At 40.6% G+C, this 20,770-nt stretch carries 17 protein-coding genes and 2 tRNA genes; 2 read left to right on the forward strand and 17 right to left on the reverse strand.

From position 1 onward, the window contains the following. Positions 1-297: 297 nt before the first annotated feature. Positions 298-1,038: an ABC transporter ATP-binding protein gene (locus tag G500_RS0100430; RefSeq protein ID WP_051203180.1), complete on the reverse strand. Its 741-nt coding sequence runs from the start codon at positions 1,036-1,038 to the stop codon at positions 298-300. Between the two features lie 130 nt (positions 1,039-1,168). Further along, positions 1,169-3,712 carry a coiled-coil domain-containing protein gene (locus G500_RS0100435; protein ID WP_154656955.1) on the reverse strand — a complete coding sequence of 848 codons (2,544 nt, stop codon included), beginning with the start codon at positions 3,710-3,712 and terminating at the stop codon, positions 1,169-1,171. Between the two features lie 267 nt (positions 3,713-3,979). Here G500_RS0100435 and G500_RS0100440 point away from each other — a divergent pair, with 267 nt between their 5' ends. Beyond that, positions 3,980-5,218, forward strand: a complete 1,239-nt coding sequence (locus G500_RS0100440; RefSeq protein WP_154656956.1) for a tetratricopeptide repeat protein — start codon at positions 3,980-3,982, stop codon at positions 5,216-5,218. On the opposite strand, the gene G500_RS21795 is transcribed toward G500_RS0100440, so the two are convergent. From G500_RS21795 to G500_RS0100470, 6 genes are all read right to left on the reverse strand, one after another. Continuing rightward, positions 5,176-5,559, reverse strand: coding sequence for a 2Fe-2S iron-sulfur cluster-binding protein (locus G500_RS21795; protein ID WP_051203181.1), 384 nt, complete (start codon positions 5,557-5,559; stop codon positions 5,176-5,178). The genes G500_RS0100440 and G500_RS21795 overlap by 43 nt on opposite strands. Positions 5,560-5,569: 10 nt before the next feature. Then, the gene (locus G500_RS0100450) at positions 5,570-6,346 is read right to left on the reverse strand and encodes a tyrosine-protein phosphatase (protein WP_027001168.1); all 777 of its coding nucleotides are present in this window, start codon (positions 6,344-6,346) and stop codon (positions 5,570-5,572) included. After that, entirely contained in the window at positions 6,343-8,811 is a 2,469-nt protein-coding gene (locus G500_RS24645; protein ID WP_051203182.1) for a GumC family protein, read from the reverse strand. Before G500_RS24645 ends, G500_RS0100450 begins: the two co-directional genes overlap by 4 nt. Positions 8,812-8,904: 93 nt before the next feature. Then, the gene (locus G500_RS0100460; protein ID WP_161626050.1) at positions 8,905-9,873 is read right to left on the reverse strand and encodes a polysaccharide biosynthesis/export family protein; all 969 of its coding nucleotides are present in this window, start codon (positions 9,871-9,873) and stop codon (positions 8,905-8,907) included. Between the two features lie 103 nt (positions 9,874-9,976). Next, entirely contained in the window at positions 9,977-10,165 is a 189-nt protein-coding gene (locus tag G500_RS21805) for a hypothetical protein (RefSeq protein ID WP_035755864.1), read from the reverse strand. Positions 10,166-10,383: 218 nt separating this feature from the next. Then, entirely contained in the window at positions 10,384-10,728 is a 345-nt protein-coding gene (locus G500_RS0100470) for a HepT-like ribonuclease domain-containing protein (protein WP_027001170.1), read from the reverse strand. Between the two features lie 300 nt (positions 10,729-11,028). Here G500_RS0100470 and G500_RS0100475 point away from each other — a divergent pair, with 300 nt between their 5' ends. After that, on the forward strand, positions 11,029-12,114 hold the full coding sequence (locus G500_RS0100475) for an o-succinylbenzoate synthase (protein ID WP_027001171.1): 1,086 nt from the start codon (positions 11,029-11,031) through the stop codon (positions 12,112-12,114). A 100-nt stretch (positions 12,115-12,214) separates the two neighbouring features. On the opposite strand, the gene lhgO is transcribed toward G500_RS0100475, so the two are convergent. The 9 genes from lhgO to sufD all read right to left on the reverse strand — a co-directional run bounded on the left by lhgO (position 12,215) and on the right by sufD (position 20,685). Next, positions 12,215-13,411, reverse strand: coding sequence for an L-2-hydroxyglutarate oxidase (gene lhgO, locus G500_RS0100480; RefSeq protein WP_027001172.1), 1,197 nt, complete (start codon positions 13,409-13,411; stop codon positions 12,215-12,217). A gap of 135 nt (positions 13,412-13,546) precedes the next feature. Next, positions 13,547-15,073: an AAA family ATPase gene (locus tag G500_RS0100485; protein ID WP_027001173.1), complete on the reverse strand. Its 1,527-nt coding sequence runs from the start codon at positions 15,071-15,073 to the stop codon at positions 13,547-13,549. Positions 15,074-15,829: 756 nt separating this feature from the next. Then, a tRNA-Pro gene (locus G500_RS0100500) sits at positions 15,830-15,904 on the reverse strand. Positions 15,905-15,959: 55 nt separating this feature from the next. Continuing rightward, positions 15,960-16,046: transfer RNA gene (locus G500_RS0100505), tRNA-Ser, on the reverse strand. Between the two features lie 307 nt (positions 16,047-16,353). Then, on the reverse strand, positions 16,354-16,908 hold the full coding sequence (locus tag G500_RS21810) for a nitrous oxide reductase accessory protein NosL (protein ID WP_051203183.1): 555 nt from the start codon (positions 16,906-16,908) through the stop codon (positions 16,354-16,356). An 85-nt stretch (positions 16,909-16,993) separates the two neighbouring features. Then, positions 16,994-17,518 carry a peroxiredoxin family protein gene (locus tag G500_RS21815; protein ID WP_051203184.1) on the reverse strand — a complete coding sequence of 175 codons (525 nt, stop codon included), beginning with the start codon at positions 17,516-17,518 and terminating at the stop codon, positions 16,994-16,996. A gap of 9 nt (positions 17,519-17,527) precedes the next feature. After that, entirely contained in the window at positions 17,528-18,322 is a 795-nt protein-coding gene (locus G500_RS0100525) for a class I SAM-dependent methyltransferase (protein ID WP_027001175.1), read from the reverse strand. 108 nt (positions 18,323-18,430) lie between these two features. After that, positions 18,431-19,288 (reverse strand): MbnB/TglH/ChrH family RiPP precursor modification enzyme, encoded by an 858-nt coding sequence (locus G500_RS0100530; protein WP_035755808.1) that lies wholly within the window; start codon positions 19,286-19,288, stop codon positions 18,431-18,433. An 80-nt stretch (positions 19,289-19,368) separates the two neighbouring features. Further along, positions 19,369-20,685, reverse strand: coding sequence for a Fe-S cluster assembly protein SufD (sufD, locus tag G500_RS21820; protein WP_035755811.1), 1,317 nt, complete (start codon positions 20,683-20,685; stop codon positions 19,369-19,371). Between the last annotated feature and the right edge of the window lie 85 nt (positions 20,686-20,770).

The raw sequence follows: 20,770 nt of genomic DNA on the forward strand, positions 1-20,770 counted from the left end.
AAAGATTAGGTGCTACGAAAAGCCTTGTCAAATTAGAAACAAAATAAAATTTGGTTCAAATCCTATTTTTGAGTCTAAAAATCTTTTTTCTTTCAATCTCACTTCAAAAAAGAGGACAGCAGAGTTTCCTATCGCTGCACCTGATTTTTAGAATGTAACACGACTAAGGCAGAGGGGTTCAGAAGATTTGTTCGAAGCCCAAAACTTTGTTTTTTGAGCTTCGAACCGTTGTAATAACGCCTTAAAATCAAGCGTTTCGTTGCAAAATAATACAAGCCGTTCCCACAAAAATAAGCATTATTTGGCAAAAATAGGGCTTTCGTTGATTTGGTCTTTTTCAATTAGCCCGTCGCGCAACGTAATAATCCGACGCGCATGTTGGGCAATATCGTCTTCGTGTGTAACCATAATAATTGTATGCCCTTTTTGATACAATTCTTCAAACAAATTCATAATTTCATAGGAAGTTTTGGTATCCAAATTACCCGTAGGCTCGTCTGCTAAAATGATGCTCGGATTATTGACCAAAGCCCTTGCAATGGCAACGCGCTGCCGCTGCCCCCCCGAAAGTTCGTTGGGCTTATGCCCTGCTCGCTCGCCCAAACCTACGTTGGTGAGCATTTGCAAGGCTCGCTCCTTGCGTTTTTTGCCATCTATGCCTGCATAAATCAGCGGCAGCGCGACATTATCGAGGGCAGTAGCACGCGGAAGAAGGTTAAAAGTTTGAAATACAAATCCGATTTCTTTATTTCTTACCTCTGCTAACTGATTGTCTGTCATATTGCTAACATCTTGATTATTAAGGATATAACGTCCTGCACTTGGCGTATCCAAACAGCCAATAAGATTCATGAGCGTAGATTTGCCCGACCCCGAAGGACCCATAAACGCCACGTACTCGCCCTCGTGAATCTGGATTGAAACAGACTTCAAGGCATGTATGACCTCGCTGCCCATCACGTAGCGTTTGGCAAGGTTTTCTGTGCGAATAATCTCTCTTTTGATTTGATTTTGTGCAGAATTGTGATTTGTATTCATATTCAGATAAAAATAAAAGTCTGGATTTGGAAAAAGGGCAGCCCACCAAAGGCACTTCGGGGAATTAGTAGCTCGAAAAAAGATTTTTTTACAGTCGCCCACAAATTCTCAAAGCGGTAACCTGAATCGTTTAAATATTGATTTCAAACCATTTCACCACTTCCAAAAGCGTTTTGAGGTTGCCATTTCCCATCTCTACAAAGGGAGGATAAAAAAAGAAACCATTTTCCCTTTTGGAAAAGCGCATTAAATAAAACCTTTTTTTGTAAAAATTACTCTTATTTTTTTTCAAAAGTTCTTTTTTCAAAATGCTATAATTAAAATCGTCTGAAATGTTAAAATCTGGTTTTTCCGCTTCGGGTTCTAAGTTTAGATAAAAAACACGTTCATAATCAGCCGATAGTGCCGTAAAAGTGGGCTGCCAAAGGGCAGGCTGATTGGTAGCATATTGCATCAATTCGTTTTCTATTGCCTCCTGTTTGGCTAAAATTGTGTCGTATCTTTTTAAATTTTTAAGTGGAATTTTTAACTGTTTTGATAATATCCAGACCTCTGTATCCGCATTGACTTTTGACCACAAAGCTGCCCAAAAAGCCGCTTTCTGCAAACTCAACATATCCATAGCCAAAACGCCATCGAGCAAAAGTAGCGTTTTAAGTGGCTCTACCTTTTCATTTTGAACCCTTATTTCAATCGCTTTATGAATTGTTTTCTGTAACTTATTCACCTTAGAAAGATTGGGATAGAAATCGAGAAAATCGCCGTCGTATTCTTTTTTTTCTAAAATTTGCCTGACCTTTCCCCTAATTTCTGTAAAAAAAGGATATAGTTGTTGTTCTTCTTCCGCAATTTGTTCATAAAAAACTTTTACATTTTGTTTTACTTCTTGCAATACCTCTCCTACCGAATCTTGCGTTATTTCAAGCATGCCCTGTGCTGCTTTTCGCGCCTGTGAAAGCTGTTCAGTAAGTTCTCTTCTAATATCTTTCAATCTTTTTTCGTATGCTTCCTCACTTTTTTGCCAATAGCTTTTTCGCACTTGTTCTTTATATAAATTTTGGAAATTTTCTAATTTAATTCCCTTTTTTATTTGTTTTTTCTGCTTATCTTCTAAATTTTCTTCTAATGCCTGCCCTAAAAGAGCTGGATTTTCAGTATCAGGACGCTCTGTTTTGGCAAGTGCTTGGGCTTGTAAAATATTCGCCTGATGCAATTTTTCGAGCAACTGCGCCACCACTGCCAAAGCAATGTCATAACTCTGTGAGAGAGCTGCCTCCACTTTGGGCTGTGCTTGTGCCAAATAGTGCTGTTGAATCTCTTTAAAAGCTAAAATCCTACCTCTAATTTTATACAAAATTGCATTTTCTAATGCTTCTATATTTTCGGCAATCTTTTTAAGCACTTCTTGAATTTGCAAGGCAGAATAATAAAACAGACGATTTACCTGCTGTCCTTCTTCGGAATATAAAATTTTGTTTATTTCTTGAAAAAAGGCGACTTTCTTTTTCAGTTTTTTGAGAAACTTTCGTTCAGCTTGCTGCCAAATCTGTTCGGTTTGTGTTGCCAAATCGCGCGAAAGTGCTTTGCTGCGTGCCTGTTCCAAATCTTGCTGCAACTGCACAATTTGTGATAAAACGCCCTGCATCTCTTGGCTAATTTGCGAAAAATTACGACTTGTAAGTTTTACAAAAAACTTTTTTTCTAACTTTTCTAACTCATAAAAGTAAAAAAGCAAAGTATAATAATTATCAAAAAAAACTTCATTTTCTAACATAGACAACAACCGCCTACTAACCGCCTGCAAACGGCGCAATTCCTGCTCCTGCGTTTGGATAATGCCCTCCAAAAAGTCAGAAGTATTGAGCAGTTTGCTCATGCGCTTGACATAAGCCTGATGCAGATTTTGCTTGGCTTCTACCCATTTTTCAAAATGTATAGGCGCGTTAAGTCTTTGATTATCAGTATTTTGTAGAATTTCCTGCAAATTTTCCACCCAACTGTCTATACATTCGGGTACGTGCAGAAAAAGGTAGGGACAAATTTTACAAAGTTCGTCTTCAGAAAGGGTAGGCAAAAGAGCCGCCCAAGCCTGTGCAATTTGGTGTTGGCGCACCGCAAAGGGTAGATTTTGCGTATGTGCAAATTCAATTTCTTTCCATTTTTCTTTTTTTGAAGTTTTGTTTTTTTCTTGATATAATTTTTCTTTGATAAAATTTTGTGTTAATAGGTTAAATTTTGGGTGTAAAATTTTACAAATATCTGAAAATGCAAAATTGTATATTTTACCTTCAAAAAAAATCTTATCAGCAGGAAGCGACATCAAACGTAGGCGCAAATTTCGTTTTAATTTATTAGGCAAATTTTTACGAAAAAAATGAAAATATATAGCAAGCACTTTGGCTATATCGCTGCCTTTTTCTACTTTTTCTTCTACTATTTTTTTAACAAAAGTCTGTGAATTTGGCTCAGTACTTAAAAAACATAGATAATGCAAGTATATTTTTTTTTGTTCTTTTTTTTGAAAAGAAGTGCTAATGAGCAGGTGCAAATCTTCAAAAGTAGTGTCCTCTGCATAAAATCGCCAAGCCAAAGGCGTAGGCAGAGCCGAAAGCCGCTTTGCCGCTAAAATATGCCAAAGCCAAGCATAGATTTTATTTTGTAGAGTATAATTCAATTTTTTATTTTTTTTGTTGGAAAACAAAATGCGTTTTTTACCTTTGCGCCTATAAATGTCGCAATATAAAAAGAAAAGTAGGCAAATGTAGCAAAAAAATAGGCATCAAAGCATTTTTATCACCTGCAAGGCACTACTTTTATGGAAAATAAGGGAAGAAGCAATCAAAAAAATGAGTATCTTTACTTTGGTAAAATCTTTGACAGGGGGATTGAAGCCCTTATTTTGCCCCTTTCCACCCAAAACTTGTATAAAACCTACCTTCGTATGCGCACCAAACCGACATTTGGACATAAATTTGAACAAATATTTGGACATAAATTTGGAAATAAATTTGGATACCAGAACGGTAAAAAGCCTTATCTTTTTCTTCGATTTGTGCTTTATTTTTCTATTCTTTTTTTCTCTTTGGCTTGTCAGGAAAGCACCAACCAAATGCAAAACGCCAGCGCAACCGCCACCGATAGCACCTACACGCCTATTTTTGAAGAAAAAGCACTTGACCACCTAAGCGAATTGCAAGAAAAAACAGTGGCTGCGCCCAGTTTATTACAACAAGAGCTTGCCTTACAGAAGAAAATAGACAGTTTGGAAACTCGCTTGTTGCCAAAAAAATACAAGGATTTATGGATAAAACCACAAATTATAGAAGGTAGTGAGGCAGAAAATCCAACTTATCAGCTCATTTTATATGCTTCTCTTGCAGAAGGAGGCGAGGAAATTTTACAAGAAATTAAACTTAACTACGCCTTTAATGCGTCTAAAATCACACATTGCGTCTATCGGGCAGGTAAAATTTGGATTTGCTCACAAGAAGCGTATAGTGCAAACACAAATTGTGGCATTTATGAAATCAATAAAAAAAGTTTGAAACTTATCTATCAGAATCAAGTTGATTACGACCCCGCCAAATCAGCCTTGCAAGCGGCACGCCAAGCCGCCATTAGTGGCGAAATTGAAAAGTCTGTATTTTTATACGATAAAGTAATTTATCCTCAAAACTATATGAACCCCAAAGATGAGGCACTCCGTTTGCTTCACAATGCGCATTTGAAGGCGCAAGATTTCTACGAGCAAGGGCGTTATGATAGTGCCGTCCAAACGATAGAGGCGTTTTTTGGCTTTTGGGGGGCGGGCTATTTGAAAAAATTTGAGGACGAGGCGCATTTTTTAGCAACTTTTGAGTCGCCTAATAGCCGCTTGCAAGCGATACAGGTGCAACGCATGCTCTCCGATTACGGACTTTATCTATTAAAGGCAGGGCGTTATCGCGATGCCTTAGCGTGGAATACCTATGTTTTTAGCTTCTCCGCCACGATTCCTTTTGCTGTTTTGCGTTTAGCCGATACCCATCACGAGCGAGAGGAATTGGAAAAAGCCAAATTTTATTATCAAGAATACATAAAAATTGCAACAGAAAAAAAAGAAAGTGTCCCCGACTATGTTCGCCAGAGGCTACAATCTTACGAATCTTTGCCTAAATCGCTTTCCAAAGGGACATATTGAAGGTGTGGCAGTTGATTTTCGGGCAAAACCGCCAAACGCAAGACTGCCTGCGAACTTAGGTCTATCTTTTCCAACGACCATTGGCATTGACAAATGAGGCGTTCATCGGCTTGCAAACGGTTTAGCCTTTTAAGGCGTTCTTCGGCAGGCGAAAGAGGCGTTAGTAGTTCCATGCCTTCCAAAATCTTTGTTTTGCAAGTGGTACATTTTCCTTTTCCGCCGCAAATGTGCAAAAAGTCTATATAATTTTGTAGAATTAGGGTCAGAATAGACTTTTCTTGCAAGAGGTCTTGCTTAGAAAAGTCTATCTCTTCACCTAAATTTTCAATCGTAATGGGCATTTTCTAATCCTTACCGCAAAGGGGTAGAGTCGGGATAAGGGTTGTCAATCAGTTTGTTATTAAGCAGAGGCAGTTGTAGGGCTTTGGCGTAGTATTCAGAGGCACGCGCTTTTTTGAGCATCTCCAAATGTTTTTGATTGTGGCAATCTGTACCCAAAAAATGCACTTTTCCTGCATCAATTAGCATTTCAGCAATCTTTTTGGCAGGTGTTGAGTAATATCCTACCAAAGAATTGATATTGATTTGCAAAAGCACTCCTGTTTGTTCTTCTAATTCTAAAATTTCTTTTGGATTATTATACCAATACACATAACGTTCGGGGTGCGCCAAAATAGGCGTATATCCAGAGGCGCGTAAGAGAAAGATGGCGGATTTGAGGTAGGGCGAAGGATTCATATAAGAGGTTTCGAAGAGCAAATACCTTTCCTTGCCAAAAGTCAGAAGTGGCTCATTTTTCTCTATTTTTTTAAAAAAATGCTCATCTAAATAATACTCGGCGGCAGCCTCCAATTCTATTTCTAATTTCAAGCTGCGAAGTAAGTCTTGAAGTTGGTCTAATTTCTGAAGTATGCCCTCTGGCGAATTTCGATAGAAATCCTGCATGATGTGGGGCGTGAGGATAAGTTTTTTGTAGCCCAACTCAATCATTTCTTTCACCAGCGCAATCGATTGTTCAAAGTTGGCACAACCGTCGTCTAAGGCGGGTAGCAAATGCGAGTGCATGTCGGCTTGCAGCGGCATGAGCATACCATACGATTTGAGTTTTCTTTTAAAGAGTGAAATCATGAATCGTTTTTCTTGTTAAAAATAAACGTAAAAATTGCTGCGATTTTTGTTTTTAGGGTTTTGCCAATGCTTTTTTTATGGTCTTCGTCGTAGTAGCCGTAGCCATACCCGTAGCCATACCCATAGCCGTACCCGTAGCCTGCTCCATAAACGCCCTGTGAGGAAACGCCATTTAGCACGACCGAGAGTTTTCGGAAATCCTGATTTTGGTAAAGTTTATTGATATTTTTGATAAAATTACGACGTGAATATTCGGCACGAACTACATAAATCGGGATATCGACCTTTCGCATCACGATAACACCATCAGTAACCAACCCTACTGGCGGCGTATCTAATAAAATCACGTCATAGGTCTGTTTGAGTTTGAGCAGCAAGGCATCAAAGGCTTCGCTCATGATAAGTTCGGAAGGATTTGGAGGCGGCACCCCTGCGGTAATGTAGTCAAATCCCTGAATTTCAGACTGATAGATACATTCTTCTAAGGTGTGTTTTCCAATCAGAAGCCCGCTCATGCCTTTGATGTTATCTTTTCCGAAAACCAAATGGACTTTGGGCTTGCGCAAGTCTAAGTCGAGTAAGACCACTTTAAGCTGCGACATCGCGATAACGCCGCCCAAATTTAGTGCCACAAAGGTCTTGCCCTCACCACTAATGGTAGAAGTTACGGATAGAATGGTTTTTTGTTGTAAATTCCCAAAAAAATCTAAATTCGTCCGAATAGAACGCATCGCCTCACTCAAAGCCGCCTTCGGCTTTTTATGCACAATCATTTGCGAATAAGGCATGCGCTCACGCGAAGCAGGGACAATGCCTAAGATAGGCGCAGCCGTTAGTCCCTCCAACTCTTTAACATTCATAATTTTATTCTCTAAAAGATAGCGTACCGCCACAAAGCCCACACTCAAAATCAGACCTGCCGCCAATGCGTAGAGATAAAAAATCTTTTTCTGCGGATAAATGGGTATGGTAGACACAGAAGCCGCCGAAATTAGGCGCAAGTTGGTAACTGTTCCTGCCATAGAAATACTATTTTCCACCAATTTGGTCAAAAATAAGTTGTAATTATTGCGATAATATTCAGAATAGCGGGTCAGTCGCCTTAATTCCAAATCTAAGGTTGCCCCTTCGGGAATAGAACCTTCCTGCTTTCTGATGTTAGCATCAATTTCATTTCGCTTGTCATAGAGAAGCAATTTATTAAATTCTATAATTTTTAGTAAATCTGTTTCAGCAATACCTACTTCCCATTCCTTCTTTTTATAGGCAGCCGTCGTTTCTTTGGCGGTAAGCAAAAGGGCTTGTTTTTCTTTTTTGAGCCTATCTACTTCGGTAATTTTGTCGCGGATTCGCGCATCATTGACCAAAAGTGCGTAGGTGCTGGTCAGCATGGCACTGCTATCGTGCGCGATAAATTCGGCAATCTTGGAGTAGGCTTTTAGTTCCGATATAATTTGCAGGCGTTCTTCTTGTAATTTTCGTATATTGGCTAAAATTTCTTCTACCTTTGTTTTGATGTCTAACCATTCTGCCTGATTTCCATTTGCCCTTTTGTAGGCATCAATGGCGTTTTCTGCACTTTCCAAACTATCGCTCATGATTTGCATCTGATTTTCGAGAAACTCACGTGTTTGGAGGTATTTCTGATTTTTATATTCTAAGGTCTTCTCTTTATAGGCATCATAAATCGTAGAGATGACGGCACTTGCCTTCACAGGGCTATGGTCGGCAAAGGCAATTTCTATGCTATACGCCTTAGGGTTCAAGACATTGACTTCTAAGGACGAGGTCAGGTATCGAATTTGTGAGTTTTTGTCTTGTATTGTGAAAAAGAAACTGCGTGAAAGGTCGGTTTCCTTCAAATTATTCAGGTTTAAATCTACAAATAGTTCAAAATAATCTGTCTTGATGCGCCTGCCAAACTTGTAGATAGTGCTGATTTCCTCCCCTTCGGGCGTTTCATAGGTGAGTGTAAATTCGTCTTGGTCGATGAAATCGAGGTTAATTTCTCTGCTATAATAAAGAGGATTTTTAATGGCATAATCGCGTATCTGAAAAGGCGAGCTAAGAAAACGCTCATCATAATTGAACCAAAAACGCCCCCTGACGAAATAGCTTACGTCTAATTTGATGCGCGTCAGCACCTCCTCCATCAAAACACGCGAGCGAATGAACTCCATTTCGCCGACCAAATTATTTTGCATCTGGTCTTCGGAATCGAAAAGACCCAAACCCAAAGAGGGGCTTCCACTGGAATTTTCCAACTTCAATTCGGAATTGGCACGAAAGATAGGTCTTGTGTATCTTAGAAATAAAAAAACTAAGGCAAAAGATAAGATAAAAAATAGAACAACCCAGAGCAGACTTTTTCGAATCACGACCACGATTTTACCCAAATCAATGTCGGAGAGCGCGTCTTCTTCTTCTACCTCATTAAAACTTTGGTTTGGAAACTGAACAGACATATAACAAACGATTGTAAAAATAAGAAAACAGCAAGAACATCAGCCAATACGACTGCCCTTTTTGGCACTTCTGAAAAAGCACAAGATTGGCGGCTAAGGATTATTAAAGCGGTCGTAGAGCAATAAGGTAGTGAGCAAGATGGTAATGGTAGAACCCACAGCGGACGTAAAAGTAGCGACATCGCCGATAAATTCTTTGAAGGGGCGGCGGCGCGGCTCTACATACACAATATCGTTTGGTAGGATAATCAATTCCGCTTCCTTTACGCCTTCCCAAGTGCTAAGGTCTATGTTTTTGAGCATCGGCTTTCCTGTGTCGGCTTGGCGCATAATGCGGACACGATTGGTGCGAACGTTGTCGCTTAGTTCGCCTGTTGCGGCTAATACTTCTAAAAGTGTTGTATTTTCGTATCTAAGTGGTAAGATTTTGTTTCCCATTGCCCCCATCACAATCACACGCCTGCTCACACAATGGGTAATGACATAGGGTTCTACATAAAATTCTGCAAATTTCTGTGCCAAAAGGGTATCTAACTCTCTCAAAGTCAAGCCTTTTACAGGTACGATTCCAATTTTGGGAAACAAAACTGTTCCATCTTCGAAGATAGTATAGCGGCGAAGTTGTGTAAATCGCCCTGCCCCTCCGACTCCACCAATGCCAATGTTATTATTTTGCTGCATGCTCACGCCAATCTGCGGCTCTGGCTCTGCCTGTGGGTCGCGTGCCTGCTGCCCGCGTCGGGCTGCGCTTTGTCCCTCTATTTCATCAGTAACGGCTTCTGTAAATTCTAAGTTTGGCTCTACCAAAACCTCGCCGTCATTGGTAAAAATTTGAAAGGTAATTTGGTCAAAAGCCTCTAAGCGGTAATTTTTTTCTGCATCTGCTTTTAAGGCATCGAAGGCGCGGTTGTCGAAGTCTTCGCCTGTACGGAAGAGTAGGTTGTTCTGATAGCTTGCACAAGAGCTAAAAAGAAAGACGACAGAAACCAAAAGTAGAGGCGAAAAGTAGGGAATAACAAAAAGTGAGGTCTTTTTTTTGGAAAAAGGAAGAATTAAGCCCATTAGAGATTGCCAAAAAGAGCGCATTAGGAAAATAAATAAAAGGTTTTTAGCCACAAGAAAGGTATCAAAAAGGTTTTCTACACTTGAATATTGCCCCAAAGGGTTATTTATTAGGACAATCGCTTACCGATTTGCCACAATAACTGCAACTTTCGCCCTCTCTTTTCAGAAAAGGATTCTGGCTGGCACAAGTCCCACGAAATTCGCCGTCTTTTTTTGCCACCAAACGCACTGCCATGAGTGCAAAAAAGAGTCCCAAGACAAGCAATGTAACCATTATTTGAATAAACATACCAAAACAAGCTAAAAGAGTGAGTAAAAAGGAGAAGAAAAAGGACGAAACGCAACAAGGCATTTTTTTGTCCTTGTGTTTTTAGAGTTGCCTTTTGCCCTTGTCGTGAGGAACTTTTAAGAGCAGGACAAAAATAAGGCTTTTATCTAAAAATAGCAATTTTTACATTTTTTAAGCCCTCCATAAAGCTACTTTTAAGCCCTTTTCGCCTATGATTTTCACAACTTTTTGTCTATCACTCTCTCAATTTGTTTGCGCAGCGGCGTAATCTCTTGTTTGGCAATACGCCATATCCGCTCATGGTTGATGCCATAGTATTCGTGATGCAGGTTGTCGCCAAACTTTTGAATCTCTGCCCAAGGAATTTCCCTATACTCGTTTTTGATGTCTTCGGGCAGTTCGCTGGCTAACTGTGCAATAATCTCCAACTGTTTGAGGGTAGCCATGCGTATCAGGGAGGTATTGAGAAAATCCTCATGCGTTTTGCCTGCGACATAGCTTTCTACATCATAAATGCTATCCAAGATTTGGTTTAGGGGCGAATCGTCTAAGGTTTTTTCCATTTGGATAAGGGCTACAATTTCAAAAGTAAAGCAATTTAGAACAGGTAAAAGGCGGTAAAACAGACCAGCGCGGACTTCCCATTTGGAGAAGGCAAGGTGGCTCGCCCCTCTTCAAATCGGACGAAAAAAGCAGCAAAAGTGCAGGGGTAGCGTAAATCGAAGGCAAAATACAAAAAAATATTTTCTATTCGAAACCCAAAGAGCGAAAATGCAGTGAAAACTTAGGATTTTGTGTTATCTTGCTTCTTAGGTTTCTGTTTTGACTTTTTTTAACAAAAAATAGCCCCTCCTTCTGCTTTTATGCCCTATCAAATTTCTATCAAAAAGCACCCCTTGGCATTTCGCTTCGAGGCTGCCACTTCAAAAGGCGTGCTTCAAACGCATCAAAGTTATCAAATCTATCTCTGCCATCGCGATTTGCCCGAAATAAAAGGCTGTGGCGAAGCCGCTCCACTTTCACATCTAAGCCCCGATTATCAGGTAGAAATAGAAAAATGGGTCGCCGAAGTCGAGTCGTTGTTTGCACAGGGCTTGCTTCCCGAATCGCAAGGCTTTTGGAAACAAGCCCCCCTTCAACACCCTGCCTTTCGGTTTGGATTGGAAACGGCGTGGCTCAATTTGGAAGCACGTCTTTCCGACTACTTGCTCAAAAATCAAGACCCACACAATCAGTGGAAAATTTTTGACCAAGATTTTTATCGGGGCAGAAAAAAAATTCACATCAACGGGCTTATTTGGATAGGAAAACCCGAAGTCATGCGGGCGCAAATTAGAGCCAAAATAGAAGCTGGATTTTCCTGCCTCAAACTCAAAATTGGAGCTTTAGACTTCGAAACAGAATGTAAGATTTTATCAGAAATAAGAGAAAAAAAGGAAGCAGACCCAAGACTTATCCTTCGCTTAGATGCCAATGGTGCTTTTTCGAAGCAGGAGGCTTTGAGAAAATTAGAACAACTTGCAAAGTATCAAATTCATTCCATCGAGCAACCCATTGCCCCTTCTAATCCCGAAGAATGGGACTTTTTAAGCGATTTGTGCAAAAATTCACCTATCCCAATAGCCTTAGACGAAGAACTTATCGGCAAAGATTCAGAAAGCCTACCCGCCTTGTTGGAAGCCGTGCGTCCCGCCTATTGCATCATAAAACCTACACTTTTGGGAGGTTTGCAAAAGAGTAAGTTTTTGATAGAATTAGCACAAGAAAAGGGCATAGGTTGGTGGCTTACCTCGGCACTTGAATCGAATATAGGGCTTAACGCTATCGCACAATTTGCAGCGCAGTATGATTTGGCACTACCACAAGGTCTGGGTACGGGTGGTTTGTATCACAACAACATTCCCTCCCCCCTTACTTTGGAAAGCGAAGAACTTTATTTTAAAAGATAGTAGTATGAAAAATGAAAAACATTAGAAGCAAAAAAGCCAACTGCCCTTAGACAGTTAGCTTTGAAGTATAAATTTAAAACTTAATTTACTAATCAATATTTTATACCTTTTTCAGAATCATCTCTGCCAAAGTCTTGCCGATTGCCAAAGAAGAAGTAGCGGCAGGGGAAGGGGCATTGCAGACGTGCAAGATGTTGTTTTTCTCTACAATCATAAAATCATCTAATAAGCCACCTTCTCTATCGCAGGCTTGCGCACGCACGCCCGCGCCACCGTCTATGAGGTCTTGCTCGGTGATTTCGGGAATCAACTTTTGCAGCGCACGTGTAAAGGCAGCTTTTGAGTAGGAACGATAAAGTTCGCCTAAGCCTGTTTTCCAATATTTAAACGCCACTTTTTGAAAGCCCTTCCAAGTGAGGGTTTCATAGAGTTCGCCCCACTGAATATCGGACTTGCGATACCCTTCCCTTTGATATGCCAAAACTGCATTAGGTCCCGCCTCCACGCCGCCACGTGCCATGCGCGTAAAATGCACGCCCAAGAAGGGAAAGGCAGGGTCTGGTACAGGATAGATAAGTGATTTTACTAAATATTCCTTTTCAGGTCTTAATTTGTAATACTCGCCTCTAAACGGCACAATGCGCAACGGCAACTTTTTTTCCGTCATCAAAGCCACTTTATCGGAATACAATCCTGCACAGTTGATAAGGAAGCGGCTCTGATAAGTACCCTTCGAAGTTTCGAGGTGCAGCAGGCTGCCTTCTTGCTTTATTTCGAGCAACTTTTCACCTAAGCGCACCTCGGCACCCGCCTTTTGTACCGCAGCCCAAAGTTTTTCTGCCACCAAACGGTAATCCACAATACCCGTCTGTGATACAAAAATGCCTTTAATGCCTGCCACATGCGGCTCATGCTCCCTGATTTGCTCGGCAGAAAGTAGTTTTAAATCTCCTAAGCCGTTGGCTTTTCCACGCTCATAGATATTTTGCAGCGCAGGCAGCTCACTTTCTTGTGTCGCGACAATCACTTTCCCACACAAGTCGTAAAAAATACCTTCTTTCTGACAAAAATCGAGAAGCAGATGATAGCCCTCTATACAATTTTTCGCCTTCAAGCTATTGGGCTTGTAGTAAATCCCCGAATGAATGACTCCGCTGTTATTGCCCGTCTGGTGAGCAGCAACGGCGTTTTCTTTCTCGATAACTTGAAGACGCAGGTTGGGGTTGCGTTGTAAGATTTGATAGGCGGTAGCCAAGCCAACGATACCACCACCGATGAGCGTAATGTCGTAAGTCATGAAGTTTGGAAAAGCGTTTTGAAGGCGCAAAGGTAGAAAAAAGGGCGCAAAGTAAGCACAAGCACCCCGAAAGAGAGCGCGTTTTCAAAGGCGCAAACGACCTTTCAAAGCCTTGTGGCTGCCCTATTTTTTGTTTTAATAGTCGTCTTCTTCGTCGTCATCTTCTTGTGGTAGGGAAAACATGCCACTAAGTAAGTCGCTGAAAGTAAGGGCATTATCCAAATTTTTCCGACCAATAGCCGAGTATTCTGCCAAGCCATGCAAACAAAATTCCATCATCAGATACAATTCTGCCCCCTTTAAAGTCGGCATCTTTGCTAAAACTATTTTTTTGAGAAAAGGCACGCTATCGAGTTTGGCTTCGTAGTCTGCCGTAGATAAGTCATTGAGCAGTTCGAGCGTATTGCCTGCCTCAAACCAATCGAGCAGGTTTTTGTAAAGGTTTATTTTATTTTTCTTTTCCTTTTCTGGATTAGGAAAATATTGTGTAAAAATGTTGCGCAAGGACTTATTGATAAGACTTTGTGCCACAATACCTGCGCCCTCTTGTTCGCCTTCATACACCAACTCTACTTTGCCCGCCAAAGCAGGCACAATGCCCATAAAATCGCTGATACGCAAATACGTGTGTGGCTCTTTGTTCAAAATCGCCCTTCTTTCGGCTGTGCTGATAAGGTTTTCATAAGCCGAAATGGTCAGACGCGCCGAAATGCCACTTTTGGCATCTACTAATTCGCTTTCACGTGCCGTAAAAGCAATGGCTTCGAGCAAATTGTCGCTAAATTCAAAGGTCTGGACACGATTTTTCTGTTCGGTCTTGACCTGTGCCTCTTGTTGCGTAATTTTTTTAGAAACCTCAATCGTAGGCGGATAGTGTGTAATGATTTGGCTGCCAATACGGTCTTTGAGTGGCGTTACGATACTGCCGCGATTGGTATAATCTTCGGGATTAGCCGTAAAAACAAACTGAATATCAAGCGGTAAGCGAATCTTAAAGCCACGAATCTGAATATCGCCCTCCTGCAAAATATTAAAAAGTGCTACCTGAATACGCGCCTGCAAATCGGGAATTTCATTGATGACAAAGATGCCGCGATGCGTGCGAGGAATTAGACCAAAATTGATACTGCGCTCATCAGAATAGGATATTTTCAAGTTTGCCGCCTTAATGGGGTCTATATCGCCAATTAGGTCGGCTACGGTTACGTCGGGCGTAGCCAATTTTTCGGTGTACCGTTCCTGACGGGGTAGCCAAGCTATCGGTGTTTGGTCGCCAAAAGTTTCTATTTGCGTCCGCGCGTAAAGTGAAAGTGGCGCAAGAGGGTCGTCATTGAGTTCTGAACCTGCCACAATGGGGACATATTCATCTAAAAGATTGACCATCAAGCGTGCCAAGCGCGTTTTTGCCTGCCCACGCAAACCGAGCAAATTGATGTTATGACGCGAAAGAATCGCCCTTTCCAACTGCGGAATAACGGTATCTTCATATCCATAAATTCCTTCGAAGGCAGACTTTCCACTTTCTAAGGCTTGGATAAGATTCTGTCTAAGCTCTTCTTTGACCGAAATTGGCATATAACCTGCCGCTTTTAGGTCGCCTAAGGTTTTAAGTTCAAGGCGTTGTGACGTGCTAAGGTGCGTATAAGTAAGAGATGAGGGCATAAAATAGAGAGGAAGTGGCTTTTGGTGAATAAAAACAAAGTACCCTTTCTTAAACTTGCATAAGGGCGAAAAGGTTTTTGGGCTTACTTTTCAATACAACGCAAAGCAAACAAAAAAGACCAAGACTTTTCGCAAAGAGTCTTGGTCTTTTTTGGGGTCTTACGCCCTATCAAATGCCATTCTAACACCATTCTACCATTAGAATTTGTGAGGCAGATTTTTTATCGTGATTCCTGCTGGATTCGAACCAGCAACCTACTGCTTAGCGTACCAACTACAATTTTCATTGCTTATCTTCTTCAAATTCAAAGATAATTTGTGGTCTGGACTATATCTTCACCATTTCAGGTGTAGTACGTGTAGTCTCTACGGAACCTCCAAATAATCAGAGGCAAGATGAACATTTGCCTGCTGATTGTTTTTAGGCATCTCTACCCTCAAATCTTAAATTCGATTTGAGCCTTCAAGACACCCTATCCCCAAAGGATAAGAGTTTCCTCGGTATTACCATTTTAGATTTACATCTAAGGAAGGCTTCACCGATATAGTACTATCCACTTTATAGATTTTGTTTCTCTATAAAGGCTCCTAATTTTGCAAGTCTTTTTTGCAAAGGCTTAAAGGCAGTTGCTCTATCCAATTGAGCTAAGGAACCAACTTTTATCTATTTTGGCACTTTAAAGCGACAAAACAAGATAAAAAAATTGTTGAACAGATATAAAAGCATCTATTCAACAATCCTATGAAGTAAATTCGTCGGGGTGGCAGGATTCGAACCTGCGACCTCCACATCCCAAATGTGGCGCGATAACCGGGCTACGCTACACCCCGAACTCTTTAAGATTTCGTTTGCTTAGAAAGACAGAACAAAATCTTAGGAAGATTGCAGAGAGGAAGGGATTCGAACCCCCGGTACCCTTACGAGTACAACACCTTAGCAAGGTGCCGCCTTAAGCCACTCGGCCACCTCTCTATCTTTTTTAGAAAACCGCTTTTAGTTCGGTTTAGTTCCAAAGACTAAAAGAAGATTTGATTTTGTTTGTCATCTCCGTCCGAAATGATGATGCAAAGGTAAGGCGTTTTTTGATAACCTCCAAATGTTTCGCGCTTTTTTTTTCGCTTTTTTCAGAAGTTTTCTCTTTTCGGTTTGATTTTCAAGGCATTAAATATAAAAAAAATTGCTTTTTTTTCAAACACCCCTCCAAAAAGAAATGCACAGAAGAGCATTTCTCCTCTTTGATGGCATTGGATTTTACAAATCCAACGCCATCAAAATAAGATTAGTGCGCCATTTGGTGTTTTTTTCCCCCCAGTTCCGCCTTCAAGACTTCGGGCGTGATTTCGGAAAAGCTATAAATTTGTTTGCCCTGATGCTCATTTTTAAAAGCCTCTGCGTCCTGCTGATTTGCAAAAGGCACAAAATCTACGCCCATAGGACCCGTTACGTCGCTGCCTGTAACGAAAAAGGCAGTTTTGGCATCTATTTTTTCAGGGGCTTTGTAATAATTGACAACGCGAATTTCGGAAGCTCTCGCCGCCGCTTCTTCCTCGCTTAGGTGCATAAATAAGCAGCGCGGCGCACAGAAATAAACTTCTTTGCCCCCTGTTTCTTTGACAAGTGCCTGCCAATTAGGGAAATCCTGCGAGGGCATGCCACAATTTACACAGTCATAATTTATTTCTGTATTTGTTTCAGAACCAGTTTCAGTCCCTGTTTGGGTCATGCCTTCTTGTTGGCTCATTTGCGCTCCGCTATCTTGTTTTTGGGCGCAAGCCGAAAAGAAAAGCAAAGAAAGCAACACAAGAATAGTAAGATGATTTGAGATTTTTTTCATTTTTTTGATGGTAAGATGATTTGATAACGAAGATAGAAAGTCTTTTTTCTGCTTTCAGTAACAGATGTTACAAAACGCAGAAATCTTATTTTTGTTTGTGTTGTTCAATCATAATATTAACCTGTTTTTTATCTACCCAGCCCAAAATCTTGCGAATAATCTTGCCTTCGGGGTCGATGAAATAATTAGTAGGCAGTCTTTCATCTACCTGATACAGTGCAGCTATTTCGCCTTCCTTATCGGGTAGCATAGGAAAAGAGATATTAAATTCTTGTTTAAACTTTTCAGAAGCCTCTATTTCTTGCTTGTAATTGATGGCTAAAAGCTCGAAATCGGCAGCCTTATCTTGTTGAATTTCAGCATAATAGGCTTGTGTTTCGGGAAACTCTTTCTTACAGGTAGGACACCAATCTGCCCAAAAATAAAGCATCACGACTTTGCCTTTGTAGTCAGAAAGTTTTACCTTTTTGCCCGTTGTGAGATTTATCGCCTCGAAATCGGGCGCAGGTGCGCCGCGCCCAAGTTCATCACCCGAACAGGCATTAAGGGTGCAAAAAAGAAGCGTCAGCAACGCTATTAGCAGCGTCGATTTTTTTTGTCTGATTTTCATGTTTGGAAATTAGTTTTTCGTTACGATACAAAAGAAGTCGAAGCAGGTATCCAAATCCTCTGTAAAGCGGTAGTTTTCCGTCGTTACGGCAGCAACTAAACCATCATTTTGGTCTTTCAATTTATTTCTATTCCAACGATTCAATAAATCATAAGGAACTTGTAATAGGGTACGAGGCAGATTTTGCTCCAAATTAAAGATGTCCAAACGCTTGAACTTTGCCACCGATTGCTTGTTTTTTTCGTAATAATCCCAAACTACTTTATCGCCTGTAATGCCCCACAATTCTACCTCTGCAAAGAATTGCGCCGCCAGTTCGTGCATCTCTTTGGGATTGTACTCGCGCACATGCCAAGGATTGCGCGTAAGCGACATAGGCTTATTAGGCGTTGTGATGATAGCCTTTCCGCCTTTTTTCAAAACCCTATGAATTTCAGTTAAAAAAAACGAATCATCTTCTATATGTTCTATTACTTGTTGGGTAATAACCCAATCGAAACTTTCATTTTGAAAAGGCAGAGGGGGTACAAAACCTTCCACAAATTTGAAGTGAGGATACTTATTTTGCAGGTGAGGCACAAGTTGGTTGTTTTTATCAATCGCAGTATAATGGGCGACTACTTCGGGGTGTGCTGCCAAAAGTTCCGCGCCTTTGCCTGCTCCACTGCCAATTTCTAAGACCGAAACTTTCTGATTTGATTTTAAAATCGTTTCAACCGTTTTTTCATAAGCAAAGAGCAACCGCTGGTGAATAACGTTATCGCTCGGAATGGTATAAGCCGTAATTTCTGTGGTCTTGAACATGTCTTGAAAGAAAATCTTGATGAAGAATAAGGTGAAAGTCGGGACAAAAGTAGCGATTTTTTTGCGTTTTCTTTTATGTCGTCAGTAAAATAGTTTATTTTTTAAAATTTATTTTTCGCTGTTTTTATGCTTTTCAAATAAGGCTCTTACCGTCGCCATTTCCTCTTTTATTTCGGAAAAAGGCGGAAAATTCTCATCTCGCTCTAAAATTGCACCTTTTAGATGAGGGGCTAATTTTACAATTTCTTCTATCACTTTCAAAATTTGAGGAGGCGTTTTGCTGCTGTGGCTATCTATAAGCCATTCGCCCTGCGCCTGCCCACCCACAAAATGCAGTTGAATAATTTTTTCTTTGGGTATTTTAGCTAAAAAATCCATATAACTAAAATTGTGATTAACGCTATTGATATATAAATTAGTAGCATCTAAAAGCAAACCTACGTCGGCTCTTTGGGCTAACTGACTAATAAAATCGGCTTCCTCTAAATCGCTATCAGGAAGGCGAAAGGCATAGGTTATATTTTCTAAAATAAGAGGCTTTTTGATATAACTTTTCACTTTCTCAATATTTTTTGTAAAAATATCGAGCATTTCAGTAGAAAAAGTAGTGGGCGTGAGATGCCCAATGCCTACGCCTGCCGCCCTTGTGAAAGCCAAATGTTCGCTCCAATAAGGTGGATTTAGGTAGTCTATCAGACGTGCCAATTTTTCTATATAAGGCTCGAAAAGTCCCTCACTGCTGCCCAAAGAAGTATCCAACGCATGGGGAATGAGGATAAAATTGTCTTTTAAAAAGTCTAATTCTTCTTTTTTCTGTCCTTTTGCCTCTAAATAGTGGTCGGCTACAATTTCCAAAAAATCGACCTCCTTTTTATGATGCCATAAAGCAGGCAGAAAAGGTGTGCGAAAGCCCATTCCTACCCCTAAAAAGGGGATTTGGTTTTGAAAGTCAGTTTTTACTTTCATCTTTGTTTTTTATTAAAAATGCACACAAAGATTAAAGTTGCGCGTACTTTCACGCGCAACTTTTTGAGAGGAGCAAGCTATTATGAAAAACGGTTATAGATTTTTTGTTCTATATGATTTTTCAAGGCTTCTATTTTAATTTTTTCTACTACTTCTAAGGCAAAAGCCTGCATCAGAAGTGCCTTTGCCTGCTTTTGCGGAATCCCACGCGCACGCAGATAGAAGATAGAATCCTGGTCTATCGCCCCTGTGGTTGCGCCATGCGAGCATTTCACATCATCTGCCCAAATTTCGAGCTGTGGCTTGGTATCGATAATGGCTGAATCATCTAACAAAATATTTTTATTAGACTGAAAAGCATTTGTTTTTTGGGCATCAGGCATGACAAAAATCTTACCATTAAAGACCGCCTTGCTTTGCGCTCCCAAAACGCCTTTGTATAGTTCGTTGCTATAACTATTCGGTTTTTCGTGCGCCACAGCCGTATGATTATCCACAACACACTGACTATCAGGAAGATACAGTCCGTTCATATACCCTTCTACCTGACTACCCAAAGACAAGACTAAGTTGTTTCGAATCAGTTTGCCCGCAAAAGAGAAGGTAAAATCCTCGAAGTGGCTATTGTCGGCTTGGCGAACAAAGGTAGAACCTATGTAAAAATCTTGTGCAGGGTCGTCTTGCAGGCGGTAATGTTCTAAGTGCGCGTATCGTTCTAATACAATTTCGGTTACGCTATTTGTCCAATTTTTACCATTTTTTTGCTGATTTTTGGTCGCGATAACGGCATTTTGCTGAATAATTTTGGCTTGACTATTTTCGCCTACCAAAACCAAATTTCGAATTTGAGTAGCCAAATTGTCTTGCTCGGTTTTCGAAATCCAAAGCAGCACGATAGGATAACGCAACGTTGTATTCTTCGGAATTTCAATCAGCATGCCCTCTTGTGTGGCGGCAGTATTGAGTTTGGTAAAGAAATTACCTTCAAAATTTGTATATTGATTGAAGTGCTTTTCTAATAAATCGGGCTTTTCTTGTGCAATTTCTGAAAAAGTCGCAATCCTTAGTCCTTTATGGTTTTCTTTTAAGCCCTTAAACGCCAATTTTCCATTGACAAAGACGATAAGATTTGCCTCCAAATCGGGAATAAGAAAAGGCTCAAAGTCGGATTCTGCAATCTGTGTGTCGGTTTCGGTTTCGAAAGGAGTTTCACAGAGCGTTTTGAGCGGAAAATATTTCCACTCCTCGTGCTTTTGTGTGGGAAGCTCCTGCTCACTTAGGGCTTGGAAAGCGGCGGCGCGTTCTTTTTTCAAGGGCGCAAGGGCGGGACTTTCCAGCAGGGCTTCGAAGGGTGCTAAAAACTGTGCTTTCAGGTCGAGAGAAGTAGGTGAGGTCATGGCAAGAAAGGTTCGGAAAAAAACAAGAAATGTAGAAACAAAGAGAGAGGCATTTTTAGTGTAAGAGCCTTTAAATCAAAGACTT

It is taken from the genome of Hugenholtzia roseola DSM 9546 (assembly GCF_000422585.1).
Classification (GTDB): Bacteria; Bacteroidota; Bacteroidia; order Cytophagales; family Bernardetiaceae; genus Hugenholtzia; species Hugenholtzia roseola.